Source organism: Paenibacillus sp. plas6 (genome assembly GCF_057221655.1).
Window position 1 is genome coordinate 4,365,680 of record NZ_CM170151.1, and the last position, 22,092, is coordinate 4,387,771.

Annotated in this window: 24 protein-coding genes; 12 read left to right on the top strand and 12 right to left on the bottom strand. The window is 38.3% G+C overall.

Annotation, left to right across the window (positions count from 1 at the left end; genetic code table 11):
- Window positions 1-99: 99 nt before the first annotated feature.
- Both AC2TDL_RS19385 and AC2TDL_RS19390 read left to right on the top strand, forming a co-directional pair.
- Entirely contained in the window at window positions 100-324 is a 225-nt protein-coding gene (locus AC2TDL_RS19385) for a hypothetical protein (RefSeq protein ID WP_484697695.1), read from the top strand.
- Window positions 325-509: 185 nt separating this feature from the next.
- Window positions 510-1,235 (top strand): HAD family hydrolase, encoded by a 726-nt coding sequence (locus tag AC2TDL_RS19390; RefSeq protein WP_484697696.1) that lies wholly within the window; start codon window positions 510-512, stop codon window positions 1,233-1,235.
- 141 nt (window positions 1,236-1,376) lie between these two features.
- Here the strand turns inward: AC2TDL_RS19390 and AC2TDL_RS19395 are convergent, their stop codons facing one another.
- The 5 genes from AC2TDL_RS19395 to AC2TDL_RS19415 all read right to left on the bottom strand — a co-directional run bounded on the left by AC2TDL_RS19395 (window position 1,377) and on the right by AC2TDL_RS19415 (window position 8,230).
- Window positions 1,377-3,767 carry a DNA topoisomerase 3 gene (locus tag AC2TDL_RS19395; RefSeq protein WP_484697697.1) on the bottom strand — a complete coding sequence of 797 codons (2,391 nt, stop codon included), beginning with the start codon at window positions 3,765-3,767 and terminating at the stop codon, window positions 1,377-1,379.
- A gap of 23 nt (window positions 3,768-3,790) precedes the next feature.
- On the bottom strand, window positions 3,791-4,783 hold the full coding sequence (locus AC2TDL_RS19400) for a hypothetical protein (protein ID WP_484697698.1): 993 nt from the start codon (window positions 4,781-4,783) through the stop codon (window positions 3,791-3,793).
- A gap of 254 nt (window positions 4,784-5,037) precedes the next feature.
- Window positions 5,038-6,525 (bottom strand): glutamate synthase subunit beta, encoded by a 1,488-nt coding sequence (locus AC2TDL_RS19405; protein WP_484697699.1) that lies wholly within the window; start codon window positions 6,523-6,525, stop codon window positions 5,038-5,040.
- 213 nt (window positions 6,526-6,738) lie between these two features.
- Entirely contained in the window at window positions 6,739-7,227 is a 489-nt protein-coding gene (locus tag AC2TDL_RS19410; RefSeq protein ID WP_484697700.1) for a dihydrofolate reductase, read from the bottom strand.
- Window positions 7,228-7,249: 22 nt separating this feature from the next.
- On the bottom strand, window positions 7,250-8,230 hold the full coding sequence (locus tag AC2TDL_RS19415) for a thymidylate synthase (RefSeq protein ID WP_484697701.1): 981 nt from the start codon (window positions 8,228-8,230) through the stop codon (window positions 7,250-7,252).
- Window positions 8,231-8,353: 123 nt separating this feature from the next.
- Here AC2TDL_RS19415 and thpR point away from each other — a divergent pair, with 123 nt between their 5' ends.
- Window positions 8,354-8,947: an RNA 2',3'-cyclic phosphodiesterase gene (gene thpR / locus AC2TDL_RS19420; protein ID WP_484697702.1), complete on the top strand. Its 594-nt coding sequence runs from the start codon at window positions 8,354-8,356 to the stop codon at window positions 8,945-8,947.
- Window positions 8,948-8,993: 46 nt separating this feature from the next.
- Here the strand turns inward: thpR and AC2TDL_RS19425 are convergent, their stop codons facing one another.
- Complete coding sequence (locus AC2TDL_RS19425; RefSeq protein ID WP_484697703.1) at window positions 8,994-9,200, bottom strand: hypothetical protein; 207 nt, start codon at window positions 9,198-9,200, stop codon at window positions 8,994-8,996.
- Between the two features lie 278 nt (window positions 9,201-9,478).
- On the opposite strand from AC2TDL_RS19425, the gene AC2TDL_RS19430 reads away from it, so the two are divergent.
- The 8 genes from AC2TDL_RS19430 to AC2TDL_RS19465 all read left to right on the top strand — a co-directional run bounded on the left by AC2TDL_RS19430 (window position 9,479) and on the right by AC2TDL_RS19465 (window position 14,424).
- The gene (locus AC2TDL_RS19430; protein WP_484697704.1) at window positions 9,479-9,796 is read left to right on the top strand and encodes a YfzA family protein; all 318 of its coding nucleotides are present in this window, start codon (window positions 9,479-9,481) and stop codon (window positions 9,794-9,796) included.
- 38 nt (window positions 9,797-9,834) lie between these two features.
- On the top strand, window positions 9,835-10,206 hold the full coding sequence (locus tag AC2TDL_RS19435) for a GntR family transcriptional regulator (protein WP_484697705.1): 372 nt from the start codon (window positions 9,835-9,837) through the stop codon (window positions 10,204-10,206).
- 6 nt (window positions 10,207-10,212) lie between these two features.
- Window positions 10,213-11,079 carry an ABC transporter ATP-binding protein gene (locus tag AC2TDL_RS19440; protein ID WP_484697706.1) on the top strand — a complete coding sequence of 289 codons (867 nt, stop codon included), beginning with the start codon at window positions 10,213-10,215 and terminating at the stop codon, window positions 11,077-11,079.
- Complete coding sequence (locus tag AC2TDL_RS19445; protein WP_484697707.1) at window positions 11,072-11,674, top strand: ABC-2 transporter permease; 603 nt, start codon at window positions 11,072-11,074, stop codon at window positions 11,672-11,674. Before AC2TDL_RS19440 ends, AC2TDL_RS19445 begins: the two co-directional genes overlap by 8 nt.
- 259 nt (window positions 11,675-11,933) lie before the next feature.
- Window positions 11,934-12,848, top strand: coding sequence for a class I SAM-dependent methyltransferase (locus AC2TDL_RS19450; protein WP_484697708.1), 915 nt, complete (start codon window positions 11,934-11,936; stop codon window positions 12,846-12,848).
- A 219-nt stretch (window positions 12,849-13,067) separates the two neighbouring features.
- Window positions 13,068-13,271, top strand: coding sequence for a spore coat associated protein CotJA (locus AC2TDL_RS19455; protein ID WP_484697709.1), 204 nt, complete (start codon window positions 13,068-13,070; stop codon window positions 13,269-13,271).
- Window positions 13,272-13,320: 49 nt separating this feature from the next.
- Entirely contained in the window at window positions 13,321-13,584 is a 264-nt protein-coding gene (locus AC2TDL_RS19460; protein WP_484697710.1) for a spore coat protein CotJB, read from the top strand.
- 270 nt (window positions 13,585-13,854) lie between these two features.
- Window positions 13,855-14,424, top strand: coding sequence for a manganese catalase family protein (locus tag AC2TDL_RS19465; RefSeq protein WP_484697711.1), 570 nt, complete (start codon window positions 13,855-13,857; stop codon window positions 14,422-14,424).
- 142 nt (window positions 14,425-14,566) lie between these two features.
- On the opposite strand, the gene AC2TDL_RS19470 is transcribed toward AC2TDL_RS19465, so the two are convergent.
- The 5 genes from AC2TDL_RS19470 to pdhA form a co-directional block, all read right to left on the bottom strand.
- Window positions 14,567-15,046: an acyl-CoA thioesterase gene (locus tag AC2TDL_RS19470; RefSeq protein ID WP_484697712.1), complete on the bottom strand. Its 480-nt coding sequence runs from the start codon at window positions 15,044-15,046 to the stop codon at window positions 14,567-14,569.
- A gap of 98 nt (window positions 15,047-15,144) precedes the next feature.
- Complete coding sequence (lpdA, locus tag AC2TDL_RS19475) at window positions 15,145-16,563, bottom strand: dihydrolipoyl dehydrogenase (protein ID WP_484697713.1); 1,419 nt, start codon at window positions 16,561-16,563, stop codon at window positions 15,145-15,147.
- A gap of 3 nt (window positions 16,564-16,566) precedes the next feature.
- Window positions 16,567-18,165, bottom strand: coding sequence for a 2-oxo acid dehydrogenase subunit E2 (locus AC2TDL_RS19480; RefSeq protein WP_484697714.1), 1,599 nt, complete (start codon window positions 18,163-18,165; stop codon window positions 16,567-16,569).
- A 92-nt stretch (window positions 18,166-18,257) separates the two neighbouring features.
- Window positions 18,258-19,235 (bottom strand): alpha-ketoacid dehydrogenase subunit beta, encoded by a 978-nt coding sequence (locus AC2TDL_RS19485; RefSeq protein ID WP_484697715.1) that lies wholly within the window; start codon window positions 19,233-19,235, stop codon window positions 18,258-18,260.
- Window positions 19,236-19,254: 19 nt separating this feature from the next.
- On the bottom strand, window positions 19,255-20,322 hold the full coding sequence (gene pdhA / locus AC2TDL_RS19490) for a pyruvate dehydrogenase (acetyl-transferring) E1 component subunit alpha (RefSeq protein WP_484697716.1): 1,068 nt from the start codon (window positions 20,320-20,322) through the stop codon (window positions 19,255-19,257).
- A 323-nt stretch (window positions 20,323-20,645) separates the two neighbouring features.
- On the opposite strand from pdhA, the gene AC2TDL_RS19495 reads away from it, so the two are divergent.
- Window positions 20,646-21,383: an alpha/beta hydrolase gene (locus tag AC2TDL_RS19495; RefSeq protein WP_484697717.1), complete on the top strand. Its 738-nt coding sequence runs from the start codon at window positions 20,646-20,648 to the stop codon at window positions 21,381-21,383.
- Between the two features lie 126 nt (window positions 21,384-21,509).
- Here the strand turns inward: AC2TDL_RS19495 and AC2TDL_RS19500 are convergent, their stop codons facing one another.
- The gene (locus AC2TDL_RS19500) at window positions 21,510-21,941 is read right to left on the bottom strand and encodes a low molecular weight protein-tyrosine-phosphatase (RefSeq protein WP_484701304.1); all 432 of its coding nucleotides are present in this window, start codon (window positions 21,939-21,941) and stop codon (window positions 21,510-21,512) included.
- Between the last annotated feature and the right edge of the window lie 151 nt (window positions 21,942-22,092).

Consider the following 22,092-nt stretch of genomic DNA (forward strand, 5'->3'; position numbering starts at 1 on the left):
TTAATCTTCTCTTTCCATACGAACAAATGTTTGGTATAATATTATCAGAACATTTGTTCTATTTATCGTTACAATGGAATATAAGGAGGATTGATCAGCATGAATCAAACTTGTCAACGTTTTCGATTTATTGAGAAATTTCCGCCAAAACGCGACTTAACTTTTATGTTTTATAGCGATGGGAGACTTGTTATTGAAAACAATGAGACTGGGGAGCTGGTCTCTCCTTCTGAGCTTCGCAGAGATAGTAAAGAGTTTTATGTAAAACATCGTATCTCCTTTATTAAAAACTTACTGCAGCAAGCAAAGGATCGTTATGCTTAACGAGTTGTTACAGTTAAGTGAAGAGATTTAGCAAGCTATTCTTATGGATCATAAGGATAATTCTAGCTATTGGAATTGACGATATGATTATTATAAGGTAGATTGTTGATACAAGCTATTGCTCATAGCCTACTAAAATGCTATGAACAAACTGCAGTAATTCCATAGTTTAGGAGACTACAACGATGACACAACAAATATTATTTGATCTAGATGATACACTTATATATTGCAATCGTTATTTTTTTCGTACAATTGATGCATTTGCCAATCAGCTTGTAGCTTGGTTTGAGGAGTTTAATTTGACGGCGCAGGAAGTAAAGAACAAGCAAGCTTCTTTCGATACAGAGCTGATTCAGCAATCTGGCTTTAAGAGCGAGCATTTTCCTCGTTCCTTTATTGAAACTTATCAGTATTTCTGTAACTTGTATAAAACGTCACAGGCTGAGGAGCATAAAGATTTGCTTTGGCAATTAGGCATGGATGTATATAATCACGAAACAGAAGCTTACCCGTATATGGAAGAAATGCTTAATCAATTGCAAAAGCAAGGACATGAGCTTCATTTATATACTGGCGGTGAGCCTCATATTCAATTACGCAAAATTGAGGATATGCGACTTAGAAGATTTTTCGAGCAACGTATTTATGTTCGTCAAGTTAAGAACATTGATGCATTGGAGCATATTTTAAACAATCAGCGATTTGAGCGTTCACGAACTTGGATGATCGGTAATTCGATCCGCAATGATATTGTTCCTGCTCTTCATGCGGGAATTCATGCCATCCATGTTGAAGTTTCAGAGGAATGGCAGCATAACATTATTGAGGTAAATATAGAGCCTAAGGGACATTTCCTTTCAGTTCAATCGCTTAATCAAATCCCTGGTTTAATTGCGAAAGCTATTTAATAAGCTATCCACCCTTATCTTTTCACAGCTTTTTTGCAGTGAAAGTCTGGAGTGGATAGCTTTTATTTTACGTCGTTAATAAAACCTTTCGTTTTTCATGCTTAATGATGCTATTCAGACTTATCCATATATATTTGACAGTTAGTTATTCATATACCGTAGCGCAAGCTTTCCACTATTGCGATCAGCTAATGTAATTTTTATCAATTGCTGCTCACCAAATTCATTCCTTATATATAACGGCTCTGTCACTCCGTTATACAGCAAACTTTGAATATGCTCTGGTGTTAATGAAATGCCAAACTCATCACGCCAAATTACAAAATTACAGCCTTCACGATAATGTGAGCAGCCATAGCCCTTTTTCCCAATAATAATCTGTCCGCCACAATTCTCTCTTGGACAAACCGCGATGCTTTGCAGTAATTTAAAATTCGCTGCATTGGATGCAAAAGCTTGTGAACTGGATTTCGCTGTTTGGCTTAAAACGTTTTTACTTAATGTTGCTTGACTACCGGTTTCTGTCGCTGTTTTGATGGCAGTTGATTTACTTGCAGCTGTCTTCCTTACAGTCGTTGAACGAACAGAAGTTGCTTTTGCAGCTGGTTCAGAAGCTGGTTTACTAGCTTTTTTACTGTCTGACGCTTTGCTGCGCCCTGCTTTTTTCGCAGCTGGTTTTTCAGGCTTAACGAAATTTTCCTTTGCCACTGCCCGCTGTTGTATAACTTTATCTACAATCATAGTAGCGAATTTCTTTACATTATCCATAAATTGCTGGGGTGATGCTTTACCTCGGGCAATTTCATTAAGCCGTTTTTCCCACATACCTGTCATTTCTGGCGATGTCAATAACTCTACACCTGCACCGCGTATTAGTTCAATTGCTGTTTTCCCTTTATTTGTGATCGTAATTGTTTTGCCCTTCATTGTGATATAGCCTACTTGCTTTAGTCGCTCTATCGTTGCAGCACGAGTTGCAGGAGTTCCAAGCCCACAATCCTTCATCGCTTCACGCATATCCTCATCTTCGATTTGCTTACCTGCGCTTTCCATCGCTTTTAGCAATGTACCTTCAGTATAGGATTTGGGCGGCTGTGTAGCCTTTTCCTTAGCTTTAGCTCCATTACATTGCACTGGAGCTTTATCATCAAGCTCAAAATGCTCACTTTGCTCAACAATTTCATCCTCTTCGTCACTTACCTTACGTTTTCGTTTAGTCTTTGCTTCTTCTTGTTCTCCATATATCACTTTCCAGCCAAGATCTAACAGTTGCTTAATGGTTGTTTTAAACTGATGCTGCTCTATTCGAGTAAGCACTTGATGCTGAATATACTTTGCTGGCGGATAAAATTGAGATAAAAAGCGTTTAACGATTAAATCATAAAGCTTTTGTTCATCACTAGATAAAGAACCTGCTCTTTTTGCAGTTGGCAATATAGCATGGTGATCTTCTACCTTTGCAGGATTACAAATACTTTTATTACCTGTATGAACCAAAGAACGATTCGCACCTTTCACCCATTGTCCGTAAGGGGTACTTTGCAGTGCTTGTAGTGCTTTATGCATTTCACTAATATTTTGCTCAGTAACATAATTTGAATTCGTACGTGGATAAGTGATTACTTTATGCTTTTCATAAAGACTTTGTGCGATGTCTAGCGTTTTTTTAGCTGAAAAATTCAGCTTACTGTTCGCTTCACGCTGAAGTAAAGTTAAATCATATAACTTATGGGGATATTCTTTAACATCTTTTGTTTCGTATTGCTTAATAAGTCCAGTTTTCCCCTTCACTTCAGCAGCTATTTTCTCTGCCTGCGCTGAATCTGTTAACTTATCTCCTTGCCATACACCTTTATAGCTACTTTTTCCTTGCTTAAAGCTTGCTTCCACCAAATAATAAGTCTGGGATTGGAAAGCTGCAATTTCCGCTTCACGATCATAAATTAACGCAAGCACTGGTGTTTGCACACGCCCAACGGACAACAGCTCATTATGCTTTGTAGTAAACGCACGCGTACCATTCATCCCGATTAACCAATCTGCTTCGCTGCGTGCCGAAGCTGCTTTCGTTAAGTTAGCGAAATCTTGTTCTGGTCGTAATTCCTTAAACCCTTTAACAATCGTTTCTGCTGTTAAGTCTGAAATCCATAGTCGTTCAACGGGATGACTAAGCTTTAGATAACGTTGAATAAGCGAGAAGATATACTGTCCTTCTCGCCCAGCATCACAAGCATTCACAATACGATCACAACGAGCTGCCAATTCCTTAATAACCTTTAATTGGTCCGCTGTTCGCTTATTGGCAATAAGCTTAAACTTCTCAGGAATGATCGGCAGATGAGCGATATTCCACTTCTTATAGCGCTCATCATAGGCATCAGGCTCAGCTAAAGAAACAAGATGACCGATAGCCCAAGTTATAATATATTGTTCTCCTTCGATATAGCTGCGCATATTTTTTGCATTACGCTCAATTGCTGCTGCTATATTTCGCCCCATATCTGGCTTTTCTGCGATAATTAACGTCTTCATACTTACTCCTTTAATTAATGCCATTAATCTTTTATGTAGTTAGATATTGTGGCAAATAAGCTCGTTACCCCGTTTGACCAGTTTGGATCTTCAGCATATTTCCGATTAATCCATACGATAGCTTCCACATCCTCTGGGCGATCCTTACTTAAATTAACGATCGTCCGAGCAGCAATTTCGCTGGACTTCTCAATTGTTGTATTGTATTCCTCCCAGCTATGGAAAACATTAAACGGATTATTTGCAATTTTCTCTGCTTGTTTATTGTTACGCGGTACAAAGCCTTGCTCTTGTCCAGTAATTGCAAATAATAGGATAGGTGATATGTTAAACTCTTTAGCCGTTTCCACAATAACATCGTAGTAGCGCGCATCGGCTAATAATGAGTTGCGTGTTTTAAGATATTCCTTTAGCTTATTATGATCAACCTCATGATATTGATAGTGCTTTGGCAACTCATTTTCCGGCAAATCTTGCAACTGGTTCTCTGCTTCATTGACAAGCAAGGCATCCTCTACTCTAACTTCTGATTGCCTAGCACTCTGCTGCTGAATGAGTTGTGCAACTAAAACACCACAAATAATAGCTAAACAACCAAAGCTATATCCGATAACTTTACAATACCTGCTCCAAATACCCTTTAGCTTGTCCCGCCATAGACCTGTTTGCTGCTCGTCACTTTGTAATGGCACCTCAACTAATCCTTGAGTAACCCGCCAATCAGCTAGCTGCTGCAAAGCAACGGCATTATCCTTTACCTGTTTTAGACTAACGACTTCAATATCCGCTAAGCTAACGGGACGACGCTGGGCAACGATAACATCTGTAATCAATTGCTGGCAAATTTCATCCTGCAATTCCTTGGCAAAAGGCGGCAATTGACGCATAATGATTTTTACAATGGCATCAGCAACAATTTCAGCATGCTTTTCCTTTGGTAAATGCTCATATTTTTTCTTGACATAAAAACGAATACGATCAACAGAATCAAGACTCAGCACATCTCGTTGCCCCATAGCATCCCCTCACTTTTACATCAATATAATATGATGCTAAACTAGATAGTTAACGTCATTAATATTTAACACTATTGATATAAGCTATGCTATCCAAATCAATTGGCTCTCTATTTTCTCTATTAAATATCGTACAATCATTTCGTGAAATAGTACAGAGAAAACGATGTCTAAAAAACGCTAAAAAGAGCATTGACTGTGGAAAATACTCTCCCAGCAATGCTCTTGCTTGACTATTCAGCGACATTATTTAATTATGGCAGCATTGAACTTCCCATTAAATATTTATCGACTTCACGTGCTACTTGACGTCCTTCATTAATCGCCCAAACAACTAAGCTTTGTCCTCTACGAACATCACCAGCCGCAAACACTTTATCAACATTTGTACGGTAGTTGCCGTAACGAGCTTTAATATTAGAACGTGAGTCTGTAGCAAGCTCTAACTGTTCAATAATCGTTGCTTCTGGACCTTCAAAGCCTATCGCTACTAAGGCTAAATCAACAGGCCATACTTCCTCAGTGCCTTCGATTTCTTTATAGATTTTACGTCCTTGTTCATCAACATAACGCTCAATGCGAACAGTATGAAGCTCTTTAATATTACCATTCTCATCGCCAACAAATTTCTTCGTTAAGATTGAAAATTGACGCGGATCTTCACCAAAGACCGCTTTTGCTTCCTCATGTGCATAATCTAATGTATATACATTAGGATATTGCGGCCATGGGTTTTTAACTGGATCACGCTGCTCTGGTGCCTTAGCAACTGTACCAAATTGAACTACAGATTTACAGCCGTGACGTAATGCTGTCGCAACGCAGTCTGTACCTGTGTCTCCGCCGCCAATTACGATAACATTTTTACCTTTTGCACTAATATATGTGCCATCTGCAAGGTTTGTATCTAAATAGCTTTTAATTGTGCTATTTAAGAAGTCCATTGCAGGATAAATACCTTTCAGGTCAGAGCCTTCAATATTAACGGTACGAGCTTTCGTTGCTCCTAATGCTAATACAACCGCATCAAATTCTCTCAACAAATCAGCTGCAGGAATATCTTTACCGATTTCTGTATTAGTAATAAAAATAATTCCCTCTTCTTTTAAGAGATTTACACGACGATCCACAACGTGCTTCTCTAACTTCATCGTTGGAATACCATATGTTAACAAACCGCCGATACGATCTGCACGCTCGTAAACTGTTACAGTATGTCCAGCTTTATTCAACTGTGCTGCAGCAGCTAGACCAGCTGGACCTGAGCCTACAACTGCAACTTTTTTACCCGTACGTACTTTTGGCGGCTGTGGAACTACCCAACCTTCAGCAAAACCGTGTTCAATGATCGCTTCCTCTATTGTTTTAATAGTGACTGGATCACCAATTAAACCAACTGTACATGAGCCCTCGCATGGCGCTGGGCATACACGACCAGTAAACTCAGGAAAGTTATTTGTTTTATGAAGACGTTCAAGCGCTTCTTTCCATAGACCACGATAAACGAGATTATTCCATTCAGGAATTAAGTTGTTCACCGGACATCCAGAAACAGTATTCCCTATTTCCATACCTGTATGACAATAAGGCGTACCACAGTCCATGCAGCGCGCGCCTTGTGTTTGTAATTGTTGCTCTGGTAAGTGCTTATGGAATTCCTTCCAATCGTTCACACGTTCTAGCGGTTTACGATCTGCTGGCACTTCGCGTTTGTAGTCCATAAATCCAGTTGGCATAGACATGATAGCATTCCTCCAATTAGCATTTTCAGTGTATTTGCGTAAAACCAATTCTTTATACATCTGAAATGTATTCATCCTCATTCGAGGCAATAATTCCGCAAGTTATACACTAATGCTATCATTTGAGGTGCTAGTTCAGTAATGGACTATCCACTCAATCATTTGCACTTTTTGTATAAATTTAATGATGTTTTGTATTTTAATTTTTTTGCACTATTTTACACGATCATAAACACATATTGTAAAGCTATATTTATTTTTTTCGTCGTTCTCTACATATTGGGAGCTGATTAACTGAAATTCATTCTCATCGAATTCAGGAAAAAATGCATCGGCATTTGCAATATTTACATCAACCTTTGTTAAGTAAATTCGATCTGCAATTGGCATAAAAAGCTTATAAATTTCAGCTCCGCCGGTGATCATTAGCTCATCGTCCTGCCCATACTTTTGCAGAGCTTCTTCTACAGAATGAACAATCTCACAGCCGTCAATTTTAAGATCAGCTTGTCTTGTTAAAATGACATTTCGCCGATTAGGTAGCGGTCTTCCAAGTGATTCATAGGTTTTGCGCCCCATTAATATCGTTTTTTCTACCGTCATTCTTTTGAAATAAGCAAGCTCTTTCGGCAAATGCCATAACATTTTATTATTTGCACCAATCGCTCGTTCTCTGCTCATGGCTCCAATTAACGATATCATTATCTCTACTCTCCTCGAAAAGTTATACAGCAATAGGCGCCTTAATTGATGGATGTGGATTATAGCCTTCAATTACTAAATCCTCTAACTCAATATCAAAAATAGACTTGTCCGAATTAATTATTAATTTAGGCAAATCTCTTGGCTCGCGCGAAAGTTGCTCTTTCACTTGCTCAATATGATTTAAATAAATATGGGCATCCCCTATCGTATGGATAAACTCACCAACCTCTAAGTTACACTCTTTCGCTACTAAATGAAGCAATAGCGAATACGATGGAATGTTGTAGTTAATTCCAAGGAAGCTATCTCCACTGCGTTGATAAAGATGTAAGCTTAGCTTGTTGTTCACCACATAAAATTGGAACATACAATGACATGGCGGTAAAGCAGCTTTGCTGCCTTTAGCCCCGGCATTGATTACATCCTCTGGATTCCAGGCATTTACAATTAATCTACGGGAATCAGGATTCTTTTTAATTTGCTCGATAACATCTTTTAACTGGTCGATTTCATTGCCTTCTGAATCTGTCCAATGACGCCATTGCTTACCGTAAACATTGCCTAGATCACCATATTTTGCAGCGAACTCATCATCATTAAGGACGCGTTCACAGAATGATTTCATTTCCTGCTCATACAATTTGTTAAATTCTTCATCAACCAAACATCTATGGCCAAAATTAGTCATATCTGGACCATTATACTCATCAGACTCCACCCATTTTTTAAATGCCCATTCATCCCAAATATGGTTGTTATGTTGCAGCAAGTAACGAATATTCGTGTCACCTTTAATAAACCAAAGAAGTTCACTAGCAATCAGCTTAAACGATGTTCTTTTTGTCGTAAATAAAGGAAAGCCTTTCGACAAATCAAAGCGCATTTGATAACCAAACACACTAATCGTGCCTGTTCCTGTACGATCTTCTTTCGTAATACCATTATCTAAAATATATTTAAGGAAATCTAAATACGTTTTTTCTAGTGCATTATTTGCCATGTTATCCAACCTCCAAATGTAATCACCTATCTATTATAATCGAAATTCTATAATATTGCTGACTTCTTGGTTATAATAAGGCAAGAAATATATCAATATTATGGACTAAGGAGCTATGTTAGTATGTCAAAATCCGAAGAAAAACAGCGTATCTTTATTGCTCTTCCTTTGCCTCAGCAAATTAAACAGGAATTGCAGCAATGGCAGAAGCAACACCAGTCTACAATCCCTTTTCGCAAATGGACACACCCTGAAGATTTACATATAACGCTGCAATTTCTTGGAGATACTGCTTATGACCAACTCCAGCAATTAATTTCGCTGCTTGGCAGTATTGAGCATTCTAAATTTCAATTGCAATTATCTCATCTAGGCAGCTTTGGTCCTGTTGCTGCACCGCGTATTCTATGGGCTGCCGTAAAAGGTGATTTACAGCTTTTGAACGATCTGCATAAAAAGGTTATTACACAAACCGAAAAGACTGGATTTGTCACTGAGAATCGTAAATTTCAGCCGCATATTACATTAGCACGCTATTATGATGAAAGAAGGCAAGTCCTTAACGATCGTTCTTTAGATGCAAATTTAACATTGCAACAAATTTTACAAGACAATCCTCCAACAACTTTGCAATGGGAAGTCAATGAATTTACGATTATGAAAACCACATTAAATAAGCAGCCATCCTACAGTGTGCTGCATCGGTTTAGCCTATAGTTCTTATCCTCTCTATTTCATTAGTGCTTTTAGCTGCAGCACCAGCTTAATAATGACAGTAACTAATACGACAAACGGAATAAATAACCATAACCCCCACAGCAGCTTTTTTGCCAAATGCGATCATCGTTGTAAGCTGAAACAGGGCGACCGCTATACAAATGATGATCGCAAGCCATAGCGCAATTTGCGAGGTTCCTTCCCCAGCTAAAGCCAGTTTAAATTTAGGGATACTCCATAAAATTGCAACCATTTTGAGATTAAAGACAAACCCGCTCCAAACAGTAAAATTAAAAGATTTAACTTCACAATTACTCCTCACTAGCTCATTAACACTTTGCTCATACTTATTTTTACTTAATGAATTCCTCCCTTACAAATTCTGGGTAATACCTCTAAAATCCTGTAAAATGAGTTCAGATAATCAATATCCCCCTTTCTTATCAGTAAACATTGTTGACTTCATCGTGTATATATTGTATATATTTGATATATACAATATGCAAACTTAAAAATCAAAAGGAGATTATTATGTCACAACAAGGTAAACTCTATCATTTCTTAAGTAAAGGTTGGGTATCTTCTATTGGTGTATTTCTACTAACACAATTATTTTTCTATTTATGCACAGCTATTGGATGGTATCCAAATTTCAGGCCAATTAAACTTGAAGTGCTGCTAAACTTTCTCGAAACTGATTTCTACAATAAGTGGCTGCATTTTTATGAAGTAGACTATTTTAACTTAAGTACAATAGCCTTTACGGTCTTTTTTCTTATCCCTGGTTTGATTGGTTGTTTCCGTGAGCTGTCGAGTTTAATCACAGCTCGTTCACGTTCACACACCTAACCGTTTAGTAAAAACAAATCATTAAAAAGAGGTCATGTATGAAAATTATTATTTCGAATAACTCAAAGGAATCGATTTATGAACAAATTACATCACAAATAAAAGCGTTAATTTTATCGGGAGAGCTTAAAGAAGGCGATCCTATTCCATCAATGCGCAGTCTAGCACAGGATTTACAGGTTAGTGTAATTACAACTAAACGGGCTTATGAAGAATTAGAAAAAGAAGGTTTTATTTATTCCATTGTCGGGAAAGGTTCTTTTGTTGCCGAGCAAAATGTCGAACTAATTAGAGAAAAAAAATTAAAGGTAATTGAAGAACAGTTAGCAAATGTTGTAGCAAACAGCAAAGAATTAGGACTAACATTAAATGATTTGAGCGAGTTATTACATTTACTATACGAGGAGTAATGGCGCATGGAACATGTTTTAGAGCTTAAAAATGTACGTAAACGATTTAAAGGATTTGAACTAAATGATCTTAACTTAACAATTAAAAGAGGCTATATTACTGGGTTTATTGGCAGTAACGGAGCTGGTAAAACATCAACTATTAAGATGATTATGAATCTAATTAAACCTGATGCTGGAGAAGTAAAGCTTTTTGGTTTAGACTACAATACTCACGAAAAAGAGATTAAGGAACGAATCGGCTTTGTGTATGACAGCAATGTTTTTTTTGAAGGGTTAAATCTAAAGGATATAAAACGAATTATTGCCCCTGCCTATAAGCGCTGGGACGATCGATTATTTTCACAATATACAGAGCAATTTGAATTACCGCTTAATAAGTCAATTAAGCACTTCTCGAAAGGGATGCAGATGAAGGCATCCATTGCGATTGCTTTATCTCATCATCCTGAGTTAATCATTATGGATGAACCAACCGCGGGATTAGATCCAATTTTTAGACGTGAGCTACTCCAGCTTTTACAATCATTAATGCTTGATGAACGTCGTACGATTTTATTTTCAACTCATATTACTACCGATTTAGATCGGATCGCAGATTATATTATTTTGCTGCAATCTGGTCAGTTGCTGTTTAACGAACCAATAACGAAGCTTAAAGATACCTATTATCTTATTAAAGGCGATAACGACTTGTTAGATCGTGACACCGTTCAATATTTCATTCATATTGATAAAGGAAACAGCACCTTTACAGCATTAACGAATAGAATCTCTGAGGTCAAGCAACTGTTCGGCGATACAATTGTTGTAGAGCAAGCAAACTTAGAGGATATTATGTACTACTTGAAGGGAGCGAAGCAATATGCTTAATCTAATTAAAAGAGATTTAATCTTACAAAAGAAGCATCTTATCTTCTATATTCCCTTCATCATACTGTTTGTTGCTGTGGGAAAACATCCTGCATTTGTTTTTGTAATTTCAAGTATTTTTATTCCTTTTAATGCTTATGCCTATGATGAAAAAGCAGAAACGAATATTTTATTAAATTCTTTACCATATACACGAAAGCAAATTGTCTCTGCACGTTATATAGGGGCTATCCTCTTTATGATTTTATCTATCATAATTTCAATTTTACTTCTCCAGCTTTTTGGACGCACGTTTACGATTACAGACATTTTGATCGGAATAGGCTTATTTATCCTGTTTGCAGCAATAGGATTTCCGATGTTTTATATTTTCAAACCAGGTCATATCACAACAGTTTTGATGGTTAGCTTTATACTGTTAGCCATTTTTGCTCCAATGTTATATAACTACATAATAGAAGTTAGTTTAATTTCTAATTTAATGAATGAGTTAACAAAGACGTCACTGGTTACTTTTGCTACGATACTTGTCGTAATGATTTATAGTTTATCTTGGTTATTCACCTTGCTTGTTTATCAAAAAAAGGCTTTCTAACACTTTCCATTATGAAAACTTATTTGCTATAAAAGAAAAACAGGCTTCTCATGCATTTGGAGAAGCCTGTTTTTTATATAAGCTCTGCTAAGCTCAATATAATCCCAGTTAAAATTGAAATAATAAAAAATGACATATTTTGTGTCTGAATTATGAATTTTATTATTTCTATAGTTTTATTATACCATAAATTTACAGAAAAATCAAGTCTATTTAATATATTTATCTCATGTTACAACTGTAGACGAGGTGAAGATTTATGAAAAATAAAAGTTTAACCGCACTAGTTAGTGCATTTGCAAGAGCTTATCATTCAGAAATAAATGATGTGAAAATTTTTGATGATTCAGTTGCACGTCAGTTAATTACCGAGCAAGAGTACAATGATATTGCAAACAATATGGCACAAAATATTAACGTATTCCAGCCTGGTTTTAGCGGAACAGCAGAAGAAGCGTTACGTTATATTGTTGATAGTCACTTATCCCCTAGCCCACTTGGTCGTGCTGCATTTACTGAGCAATTATTAGAGAATGCAGTAATGCTTGGAGCAAAGCAATATATTATTTTTGCCGCAGGATATGATACGTTTGCTTATCGACAGCCTAACTGGGCAAAGCAGCTTACTATTTTTGAGCTGGACCATCCTGCTACAGCGAGCGATAAACAACAACGTTTATCGTCGATTGGCTGGAACCGTCCGGCGAATTTGTACAATATAATGGTTGATTTCAATAGCCGTGAATGGAAGGAGCAACTGTTACAATGTTCATCCTTTAATCAACAGTATATTAGCTTTGGAAGCTTGCTCGGTATAAGCTTTTATTTGACTCCTGCTAACTTCAAACAAATGTTAGGTGATATTGCCAATATTGTACCTAGCGGCAGCAGTCTTGTTTTTGACTATCCCGATGAATACACATTAACACCAGAAGCTGGTCCACGTACGAGACATGTTGTAATGATGGCTTCCCATGCGGGAGAGCCATTTCAAGCAAGCTATTCCTATGCTGAGCTAGAAAAGTTATTAGAGGAGACAGGTTGGCTAATCTACCAACACCTTTCTCCTGCTGAGATTACAAGTCAATTATTCGATAACTATAACAAAAATAATCCTAATCACGTTATTCGCGCGATTGAAAACACAAATTACTGCCTAGCTGTTAAAAGATAATTAAATAGTTCGCAGGAAAATTAAAAGATTCATTAGAGTGCACAACAAAACTCCTTGCAGTTAAGGTAAGGGGCTTTGTTTTAAAGCCACATCTCTGTTCCTGTTTTCCAAATTTTTTATGCCATCCAATCTTCCCTGCTCGTTTCCCTAATAAAATAGCATATTCCTTTATTCCTCCATCATATTGTAAAGTAACTGCTTAATGAAAGGAGACTATCAATGAACGATCAAGTACGCTACTGGGAGCCATTTCGTGGGCCGTTCGATCCTTGCCCCCCTATTGGCGTAAAAAGCTATGTTGTCCCGCCAAATTTGTTTGTTAACTTTCAACCGCCGGATTGGCCGCAATTTCAACCTTATGATGCATTAAGAGTCGGAACACTTTGGCAGCCGCTTTATAGCCCCTATGGACGAACAACTTAATAAACAGTTTGACATGAATTGTTTTAGAAAGGAGTGTGAATGAGGAAAAATGAGCATTCAGCTTGACGATGCATATTATCAGCTGCTGCATGAATTACAGGTCATCGACTTCGTGCTTGTTGAGTTAAGTCTGTATTTGGATACTCATCCAAATGATGCAGCAGCACTTCAGCAATTTAATCAGTATGCTGAAGTCCGTAAAAAGGTAGCTCAACATTACGAGGCTAATTATGGTCCATTGTTGCAATTTGGTCATAGTACCTCACCAAACGGTTGGCATTGGATTGAATCACCATGGCCGTGGCAGGTATAAATTACGATGCTTAATTAAAAACAGTACTCCTCTTTTATCCATTACAATTATTGAAGCAAGATAATATACCCCCTGTTTTATAAGCAACCATTTATCGTTGTTTTCTTTCACTCACTGCGCTAATGTCTTCTGTCCGTTATATCCCCGCAAGCTATACTATGCTACTTAGTAACATACTTCAGTCGAGTATCAGTCTGTAACAAGGAGGTGATGTTCACTTTTTCAATTGTTGAGGTTGATCATCAATTTGTATGAAATTGGAGGCTGGCTATGTGGATTTATGAAAAAAAGCTGCAATATCCTGTTAAGGTAAGCAAATGCGACCCGATGATGGCAAGATTGTTAATTGAACAATACGGCGGTGCTGATGGAGAACTTTCTGCTGCACTTCGCTATCTTAATCAAAGATACTCTATTCCAGATAAAGTGATTGGATTGTTAACTGATATTGGTACAGAAGAATTTGCTCATCTTGAAATGATCGCTACTATGGTTTATAAGCTCACTAAGGATGCCACACCAGAGCAACTAAAAGCTGCAGGACTAGGACCACACTTTGTAAATCATGATCATGCGTTATTTTATAACAACGCTAGCGGAGTTCCATGGACTGCTGCCTATATTGCAGCGAAGGGTGATCCTATCGCTGATCTGTATGAGGATATTGCTGCTGAAGAAAAAGCTCGCGCTACGTATCAATGGCTAATTGATTCTACAGACGATGTAGATTTACAAGATAGCTTGAAGTTTCTACGGGAGCGTGAAATTGTTCACGCCCTTCGCTTCCGTGAAGCAGTAGAAATCTTAAAGGAACAACAAAACACTCGGAAATACTTCTAATTGATCAGAAACTTGCTAAAAAACTTAATATTTGCTCGTAATTCAAATATTGACTGAAAGGAGCTTGAAGGAAATATTAGCTAATTTCAGCTTTTATTGTTGTCCTTAATTGCAAATTTAACTTGGAGCAGTAAATTAATTGTTACTCAGTAATACGCTCTTGCTTGCGTTTTTTACGCTGTGCGTAGCGCTCAGGCGCGGTAGCAAATAATTTTTTCTCAAACTCTGTAACTGGCTCTATCTCAGCAATTGGCGTAGGCTTACCTTGCTCATCCAATGCTACAAAAGTAAAAAATGCTTGAACATTATTGCGTTTTTCTCCAGTAAATAGATTTTCACTCTGCACAGCAACATAAATTTCCATCGAGCTGCGATGTGTCCAAGTAACAAATGCTTTTACTTCTATTACTTCACCAACCATAATTGGTGCTAAAAAGTCGATACTGTCCATTGAAGCTGTTACGGTTCGCGTTCCAGCATGACGCATTGCCGCTATAGCAGCTGCTTTATCCATATATTCAACTAAACGTCCACCAAACATCGTATCATAATGATTCGTATCTGATGGAAAAATGAGTTGCGTCATAATTGTCAAAGAATCTTGAGGATTTTTCACATCCATGTCAGTCACTCCTTGCTGTTCATTTTAAAATAGTTTCAGGTTGCATACATCTTACATATGCAACCTGAAACAAAACCGTTTATTTAAATGCTAAATGCTTATTTTTTAGCAATCGCATGAATTGGATGGCCAAGTAGCATTTCTGCTGCATCAAGCACGATTTCACCAAGTGTTGGGTGAGCATGAATTGTAAGAGCAATATCTTCAATTGTTGCGCCCATTTCAATACCTAGTGCAATTTCTGCAATTAGGTTAGAAGCCTCAAGACCAACGATTTGAGCACCAAGCAATAGACCAGTATCAGCATCGCCAATTAGTTTAACGAAACCATCAGTTGCGTTCAAGCTCATTGCACGACCGTTAACACCGTAGTTGAATTTACCAACTTTAATGTTGATGCCTTTTGCTTTTGCTTCTGTCTCACTTAGACCTACGCTACCGATTTCTGGATCAGAGAAGCAAACCGCAGGAATCGCTTTGTAGTCTACAGCAGATGGAAGACCAGCGATATGCTCAGCAGCGATACGACCTTCGTACATAGCTTTATGCGCTAGTGCTAGACCAGGAACAATATCACCAATAGCATAGATATGTTTATGGTTCGTACGACCAAACTCGTCAACTTTGATTAGACCGCGATCAGCCATTTCAATGCCAATTAGGTCAAGACCTAATTCACCGTCAGTGTTAGGACGACGACCAACTGTTACTAGCAAGTAATCTGCAGATACAGACTCTTCTTTATCGCCTACTGTGTAAGTTACAGTAACTTCTTTATCTGTTTGTGTGGCAGATTTTGCTTGAGCTCCAGTAATGATGTTTGCACCTTTTGCTTTAAATTTCTTAGCAACAACTGCAGATACATCTTTATCAAAGCCTGGAAGGATTGAATCAGAACCCTCGATAACAGTAACTTTTGTACCATAGTTAGCGTACATTTGGCTTAGCTCGATACCAATATAGCCACCGCCGATAACAACTAGGCTTTTTGGAATTTCAGGCAAAGACAATGCTTCTGTAGAAGAAAGAATACGTCCACCAAATGGGAATGCTTTTAGCTCAATTGGACGAGAGCCAGTAGCAATGATACAGTTTTTGAAACGATAACGAGGAGCCTCTTGATCGTTAAATACGCGTGCCTCATGCTCGTTAATAAACATAACTTCGCCGTTAAAGTACTCAACTTTATTAGCTTTTAGAAGTGCAGCAACACCGCCAGTTAGTTTAGAAACGATACCGTTTTTGAATTCTTGAACTTTTTTCCAGTTTACTTTTGGTTTGCTAATTTCCACACCAAAATCTTCTGCATGAAGTGCATTCTCATATTGATGAGAAGCGGAAATCAATGCTTTAGATGGAATACAACCAACGTTAAGACATACGCCACCAACATTAGCTTTATCCACACAAAGTACTTTTTGACCAAGTTGTGCTGCACGAATAGCAGCAACGTACCCACCAGGACCTGCCCCGATGACCAGTGTATCAATATCTAGTGAAGCGTCTCCTACTACCATGTATTACACCTCCATAATGAATAGCTCAGGTTTTTCCAAGAGCTTTTTAATGTGATTCATAAAGTTTTGCGCTGTAGCACCATCAATTAGACGATGGTCAAAGCTTAGAGATAGAGCCATTACAGGAGCAGCTACAATTTCACCGTTACGAACGACTGCTTTTTCAGAAATACGTCCTGTACCAAGGATAGCTACCTCAGGGAAGTTAATAACAGGAGTAAAGAACATACCGCCAGCTGAACCGATATTAGAGATCGTAATTGTAGAACCTTTAAGCTCGTTTGGAGCAAGTTTTCCGTCACGACCACGAACAGCAAGGTCTTTAATTTTATCTGCAATTGCAAATAGGTTTTTGCGATCTGCATCTTCGATAACTGGAACGATTAGACCGTTCTCAGTATCTGTCGCGATACCAATGTTGTAGTATTTTCTATAAACGATTTCTTGATTAGCTTCATCAAGAGTAGCGTTCATAATTGGGAATTCACGACAAGCAGATACTAGAGCTTTTACGATGAATGGAAGGTATGTTAGTTTTGAACCTTTTTTCTCAGCGTAAGGTTTATATTTAGCACGTAGTGCAACTAGCTCTGTAACATCTACTTCGTCCATAATTGTTACGTGTGGAGCAGTGTATACGGATTTAGACATTGCACCTGCAATAACTTTACGGATACCTTTGAATGGTACACGTTCTTCAGGACGATAAGGATTTGCTGCTGGTGCCGCTGCTTTTGCTTTTTCAGGAGCAGGAGCTGCTGCTGCAGATGCTGCTGGAGCTGCCGCCGCTGCTGGTGCTGCTTGTGCAGCTGGAGCACTACCAAAGTTTTCAACATCTTCACGAGTAATACGACCGTTTTTACCAGTGCCTACTACGTTTGCAAGGTCAACACCTTTTTCACGAGCAAATTTACGTACAGAAGGAGTTGCAAGAATTGTTCCGTTAGAAGCTTTTGCTGCTGGAGCTGCCGCCGCTGGTGCTGGTGCTGCTGCAGGAGCAGATGCTGCCGCTGATGCCTCATAACCAGCAGGTAGTTCGCCTTCAACTGCAATAATGGCTACAACTTCTCCTACTTTTTTCACATCTCCGTCTTTCATGAATACTTCAACGACTTTACCATTTACTGGACAAGGTACTTCAACAACTGCTTTGTCGTTTTGTACTTCCATAATAATATCATCATCAGTTACTGCTTGACCAGGAGTAACACATACTTTAACAATTTCACCCTCATGTAGACCTTCGCCTAGTTCAGGGAAACGATATTCGAAGTTAACAGCGCCTGATGCTTGTGGAGCTGCTGCCGGTGCTGGAGCTGGAGCAGATTCAGCTGCAGGTTCAGCGCCCGCTGGAAGATCACCTTCAGCTTCGATAATCGCTACAACTTCACCAACTTTTTTAACGTCTCCGTCTTTCATCAATACTTCGACTACTTTACCATTAACAGGGCATGGTACTTCTACAACTGCTTTATCATTTTGAACTTCCATAATCACGTCGTCATCAGTTACAACTTGACCGGGAGTAATACATACTTTAACAATTTCACCTTCGTGTAGACCTTCGCCTAACTCCGGAAATCGGTATTCAAATTTTGCCACCGATATAACCTCCTTGTTCGTTAATCATGCCCCCAAACTTACTAGAAATTTGAGGGCAGACTCACATAAATTTATTTCAACTTTATTTATTATTAGAATTCAAGTGTTTTCTTAACCGCTTTAATGATACGTTGTGGTGTTGGCAACCAAATATCCTCGATTTGTGCGAATGGATATACAGTATCTGGACCAGCAACACGAAGTACTGGAGCTTCCAAGTGCAAAATAGCATGCTCATTAATTTGAGCAATAATTTCTGCTGCAGCACCGGAAGTTTTTTGTGCCTCTTGAACAACGATACAACGATTTGTTTTCTTAATAGACTCAACGATTGTATCGATATCAAGCGGAAGCAATGTGCGTAGGTCGATAATTTCTACGTTGATGCCTTCTTTTTCAAGTTCTTCAGCAGCTTTTTTCGCTGTATGAACCATCATACCGTAAGCAAGAATGGTAACGTCTTTACCTTCTTTAACAACGTTAGCTTTACCGATCTCAATTGTATATTCGCCTTCAGGAACTTCATCACGGAATGCACGATATAGGTTCAAATGCTCCATGAAGAATACAGGGTCGTTATCACGAATTGCAGAGATCATTAGACCTTTTGCATCATAAGGGTTAGATGGGATAACAACTTTAATACCTGGAGTTTGAATAGCCAAACCTTCTAAGGAATCTGTATGAAGCTCAGCAGCTTTTACCCCGCCGCCGTATGGAGTTCGGAATACGATTGGTGAGTTATAACGACCACCAGAACGGTAACGCATACGAGCAGCTTGTACAAACATTTGGTCTAATGCTTCAAAAATAAAACCTACGAATTGAATTTCAGCAATTGGACGGAAACCTTGAATACCCATACCTACTGCCATACCAGCGATTGCTGATTCAGCAAGCGGAGTATCGAATACGCGATCTTCGCCAAATTCTTTTTGTAGTCCTTCTGTTACGCGGAATACACCGCCGACATGACCTACATCCTCACCGAAGATGACGACATTAGGATCACGTTTTAGTTCAATACGCATCGCATCGCGAATTGCTTCTAACATATTCATTTGTGCCATTGTCGATTAATCCTCCCTATTACTCGAAATCAGCTTTTTGAGCTTGCAAATGTGGCGGTGTAGTTTCGAACATAGAATCAATTAGACCAGCAACAGTCATTTTTTCTGTTTGCTCAGCTTTTTTGATATGCTCTGCAACAGCCGCTTTTGCTTCTTCTTTTACGCGAGCTGTATCTTCTTCAGTCCATAGTCCTTTTTTCTCAAGGAACTTGCCGAAGCGAGTAAGTGGATCTAGCAATGCTTTTTCCGCTTCTTCCTCTTTTGTACGATATTTAGTTGTATCGTCAGCAAGAGAGTGTGGACGGTAACGATAAGTAATAAGCTCAATCAATGTTGCGCCTTCGCCGTCATAACCACGTTTTGCAGCTTCTCTTACAGCTTTAATTACTGCAAGTACGTCCATACCGTCAACTTGTACACCTTTAATACCAGCAGCAACTGCTTTATGTGCAATTGAAAGTGCAGCTGTTTGTTTAGCATATGGAGTAGTAATTGCATAACCGTTGTTTTGTACTACGAAAATTGCAGGAAGTTTAAATGAACCCGCAAAGTTTAGTGCTTCATAAAAATCACCTTCAGATGAACCGCCGTCACCAGTAAAGGTAATTGCTACACGTTTTTCATTTTTCTTTTTAAATGCCATTGCAACGCCCATTGCATGAAGCACTTGAGCACCGATAATGATTTGTGGCATTAGTACGTTTACGCCTTCAGGAATTTGACCACCATGTTGATGTCCGCGAGAATATAGGAACGCTTGATATAGTGGTAAACCATGCCAAACAATTTGTGGCATATCGCGGTAACCTGGGCAAATAAAGTCTTCTTTATTTAAAGCATATTCACTACCGATCATCGAAGCTTCTTGTCCGGACACTGGGGCATAGAAACCAAGACGACCTTGACGACCAAGATTGATCGCACGCTCATCCCATGTACGTGTGAATACCATGCGGTACATAATTTCTTTTAATTGCTCGTCAGTCAATTCTGGCATATACTCTGGATGTGCTACATCACCATCAAGTGTTAGCACAGATAACGGTGTAACTGGCTCAGTTTGAACCTCATATGGCAATTTGCTCATTGAGAACGCTCACCTCATCTTATAATATTTGAAAATTGTGTGTCTCTGTTATAGAATTATTATACCGCTGTTTATCACGGATGGTCAAAGTAAAAAAGTGAAAAACACTATTATTTTAGCGAATTCTCATCATTTGATCATCAAATTGTATATATAACAGCGTATAAAATTTAATATAACAGAATGATACAAATCGACATTTTCTAACAGTTTCCAGTTTTGTTCGATTTTTTCATGCAATCTTGCATACTGCTGCATCATTATTTTTCCTAATATCCAGTATTCCATACAAAATTAATCTAATAACAAAAGGAGTCTATAAAATGATAGACAGTCGTTACCTTAAGCGCACAATATTAAAGGATTCCATCGATAGTCAGTATTTAGTCGAAGGAAGTCGAAATTTACGAGTTTATCTTCCCCCAGGTTACAATGAGGTATTAAGTTACCCTGTCATTTACTGTCAAGATGGCGAAGATTTTTTTAACTTTGGGCGTATTGCCACCACTGCACAGCAGCTTATATTAGATGAAGGAATCGAACCGTTCATTATTGTTGGTGTAGATGTGGATAAGTCCGTGCGAACAGAAGAATATTCACCTGATGGTCGTCGTCATCAGGCTTATGTAGATTTCTTTGCTTTAGAACTGTTACCTTATATTGAATCTAAATATCCTGTTCGCAGTACTCCTGAGGAAAGAATTCTTGCTGGAGATTCGTTAGGAGGTACTGTTTCATTACATATCGCCTTACAGCATCCCGAGCTATTCACTCGTATCATTAGTATGTCTGGCGCATTTTATGAAGCCTCACAAGCGATTGTTGCTGCAACTGGCGATCTGGATTGGCTTAATATCTTTATGATAGTTGGTTTGCAAGAGGATGCATTTGAAACTGACCGCGGTGTGTATAATTTTGTCGAACTTAATCGTAATATGTATGCTTTACTTAAAGAACGAAATGCAACTATCCATTACGAGGAAAAAGACGGAAAGCATCAATGGGGTTTTTGGCAAAAAGAAGTTCCGCAAGCGATCCGATATTTTATTCGTGAATATTAATTATCTTATTAAAAGAAAACGGAGTACGCTGTTTTAGTCAACTAGCCAATTAGAATTCATTGACTATAGTTAACTGCTTAGCGTACTCCTTCTTTTTATCTGCTAATCCTGCCTTTACTTAATGGATTACGATAAATTTGCTTTAATTTGAGCAAGCAGCGCACGACACCCTTGATCCACCAATTCATACACTTCATCAAAGTTGCCTGTATAGTATGGATCTGGAACCTCAGTAACATGTGCACCAGTAACTAGACTCATAAACGTCATAACTTTACCGCGCTCACCTTCACCGCTTGCATTTTTAAACACACGCTGTACATCCTTCAAATTTTGATTGTCCATACATACTATGTAAGTGAATTGATAGGCGTCGTTTGCATTTATTTGTCGAGCTCTAATTCCATCGTATGAAATTTTCTTTTGCTCTAATAATTTTCGTGTTCCTTCATGCGGCTGATTGCCAATATGCCAATTTCCTGTACCAGCAGAATCTACTTCAACAAGATGGGACAAACCCTCTTGTTCAACTAAATGACGCATAACCGCTTCTGCCATCGGGGAACGGCAAATATTTCCCAAACAAACAAATAATACACGTTGCTTCAACTTATACCCTCTTTTCTATCCTGTTGTTCTTATATCTAACTACTACTATAACGAATTGCTGCTAGTTGAACAACTAGAAGCGCAGTAAAAGGTTGTTTGT

What these genes read in the sequence shown, in the direction of transcription:
- AC2TDL_RS19385 (WP_484697695.1), top strand. Translation starts at nt 100, where the DNA reads ATGAATCAAACTTGTCAACGTTTTCGATTTATTGAGAAATTTCCGCCA.
- AC2TDL_RS19390 (WP_484697696.1), top strand. Translation starts at nt 510, where the DNA reads ATGACACAACAAATATTATTTGATCTAGATGATACACTTATATATTGC.
- AC2TDL_RS19395 (WP_484697697.1), bottom strand. Translation starts at nt 3,767, where the DNA reads ATGAAGACGTTAATTATCGCAGAAAAGCCAGATATGGGGCGAAATATA.
- AC2TDL_RS19400 (WP_484697698.1), bottom strand. Translation starts at nt 4,783, where the DNA reads ATGGGGCAACGAGATGTGCTGAGTCTTGATTCTGTTGATCGTATTCGT.
- AC2TDL_RS19405 (WP_484697699.1), bottom strand. Translation starts at nt 6,525, where the DNA reads ATGTCTATGCCAACTGGATTTATGGACTACAAACGCGAAGTGCCAGCA.
- AC2TDL_RS19410 (WP_484697700.1), bottom strand. Translation starts at nt 7,227, where the DNA reads ATGATATCGTTAATTGGAGCCATGAGCAGAGAACGAGCGATTGGTGCA.
- AC2TDL_RS19415 (WP_484697701.1), bottom strand. Translation starts at nt 8,230, where the DNA reads ATGGCAAATAATGCACTAGAAAAAACGTATTTAGATTTCCTTAAATAT.
- thpR (WP_484697702.1), top strand. Translation starts at nt 8,354, where the DNA reads ATGTCAAAATCCGAAGAAAAACAGCGTATCTTTATTGCTCTTCCTTTG.
- AC2TDL_RS19425 (WP_484697703.1), bottom strand. Translation starts at nt 9,200, where the DNA reads ATGGTTGCAATTTTATGGAGTATCCCTAAATTTAAACTGGCTTTAGCT.
- AC2TDL_RS19430 (WP_484697704.1), top strand. Translation starts at nt 9,479, where the DNA reads ATGTCACAACAAGGTAAACTCTATCATTTCTTAAGTAAAGGTTGGGTA.
- AC2TDL_RS19435 (WP_484697705.1), top strand. Translation starts at nt 9,835, where the DNA reads ATGAAAATTATTATTTCGAATAACTCAAAGGAATCGATTTATGAACAA.
- AC2TDL_RS19440 (WP_484697706.1), top strand. Translation starts at nt 10,213, where the DNA reads ATGGAACATGTTTTAGAGCTTAAAAATGTACGTAAACGATTTAAAGGA.
- AC2TDL_RS19445 (WP_484697707.1), top strand. Translation starts at nt 11,072, where the DNA reads ATGCTTAATCTAATTAAAAGAGATTTAATCTTACAAAAGAAGCATCTT.
- AC2TDL_RS19450 (WP_484697708.1), top strand. Translation starts at nt 11,934, where the DNA reads ATGAAAAATAAAAGTTTAACCGCACTAGTTAGTGCATTTGCAAGAGCT.
- AC2TDL_RS19455 (WP_484697709.1), top strand. Translation starts at nt 13,068, where the DNA reads ATGAACGATCAAGTACGCTACTGGGAGCCATTTCGTGGGCCGTTCGAT.
- AC2TDL_RS19460 (WP_484697710.1), top strand. Translation starts at nt 13,321, where the DNA reads ATGAGCATTCAGCTTGACGATGCATATTATCAGCTGCTGCATGAATTA.
- AC2TDL_RS19465 (WP_484697711.1), top strand. Translation starts at nt 13,855, where the DNA reads ATGTGGATTTATGAAAAAAAGCTGCAATATCCTGTTAAGGTAAGCAAA.
- AC2TDL_RS19470 (WP_484697712.1), bottom strand. Translation starts at nt 15,046, where the DNA reads ATGGATGTGAAAAATCCTCAAGATTCTTTGACAATTATGACGCAACTC.
- lpdA (WP_484697713.1), bottom strand. Translation starts at nt 16,563, where the DNA reads ATGGTAGTAGGAGACGCTTCACTAGATATTGATACACTGGTCATCGGG.
- AC2TDL_RS19485 (WP_484697715.1), bottom strand. Translation starts at nt 19,235, where the DNA reads ATGGCACAAATGAATATGTTAGAAGCAATTCGCGATGCGATGCGTATT.
- pdhA (WP_484697716.1), bottom strand. Translation starts at nt 20,322, where the DNA reads ATGAGCAAATTGCCATATGAGGTTCAAACTGAGCCAGTTACACCGTTA.
- AC2TDL_RS19495 (WP_484697717.1), top strand. Translation starts at nt 20,646, where the DNA reads ATGATAGACAGTCGTTACCTTAAGCGCACAATATTAAAGGATTCCATC.
- AC2TDL_RS19500 (WP_484701304.1), bottom strand. Translation starts at nt 21,941, where the DNA reads ATGGCAGAAGCGGTTATGCGTCATTTAGTTGAACAAGAGGGTTTGTCC.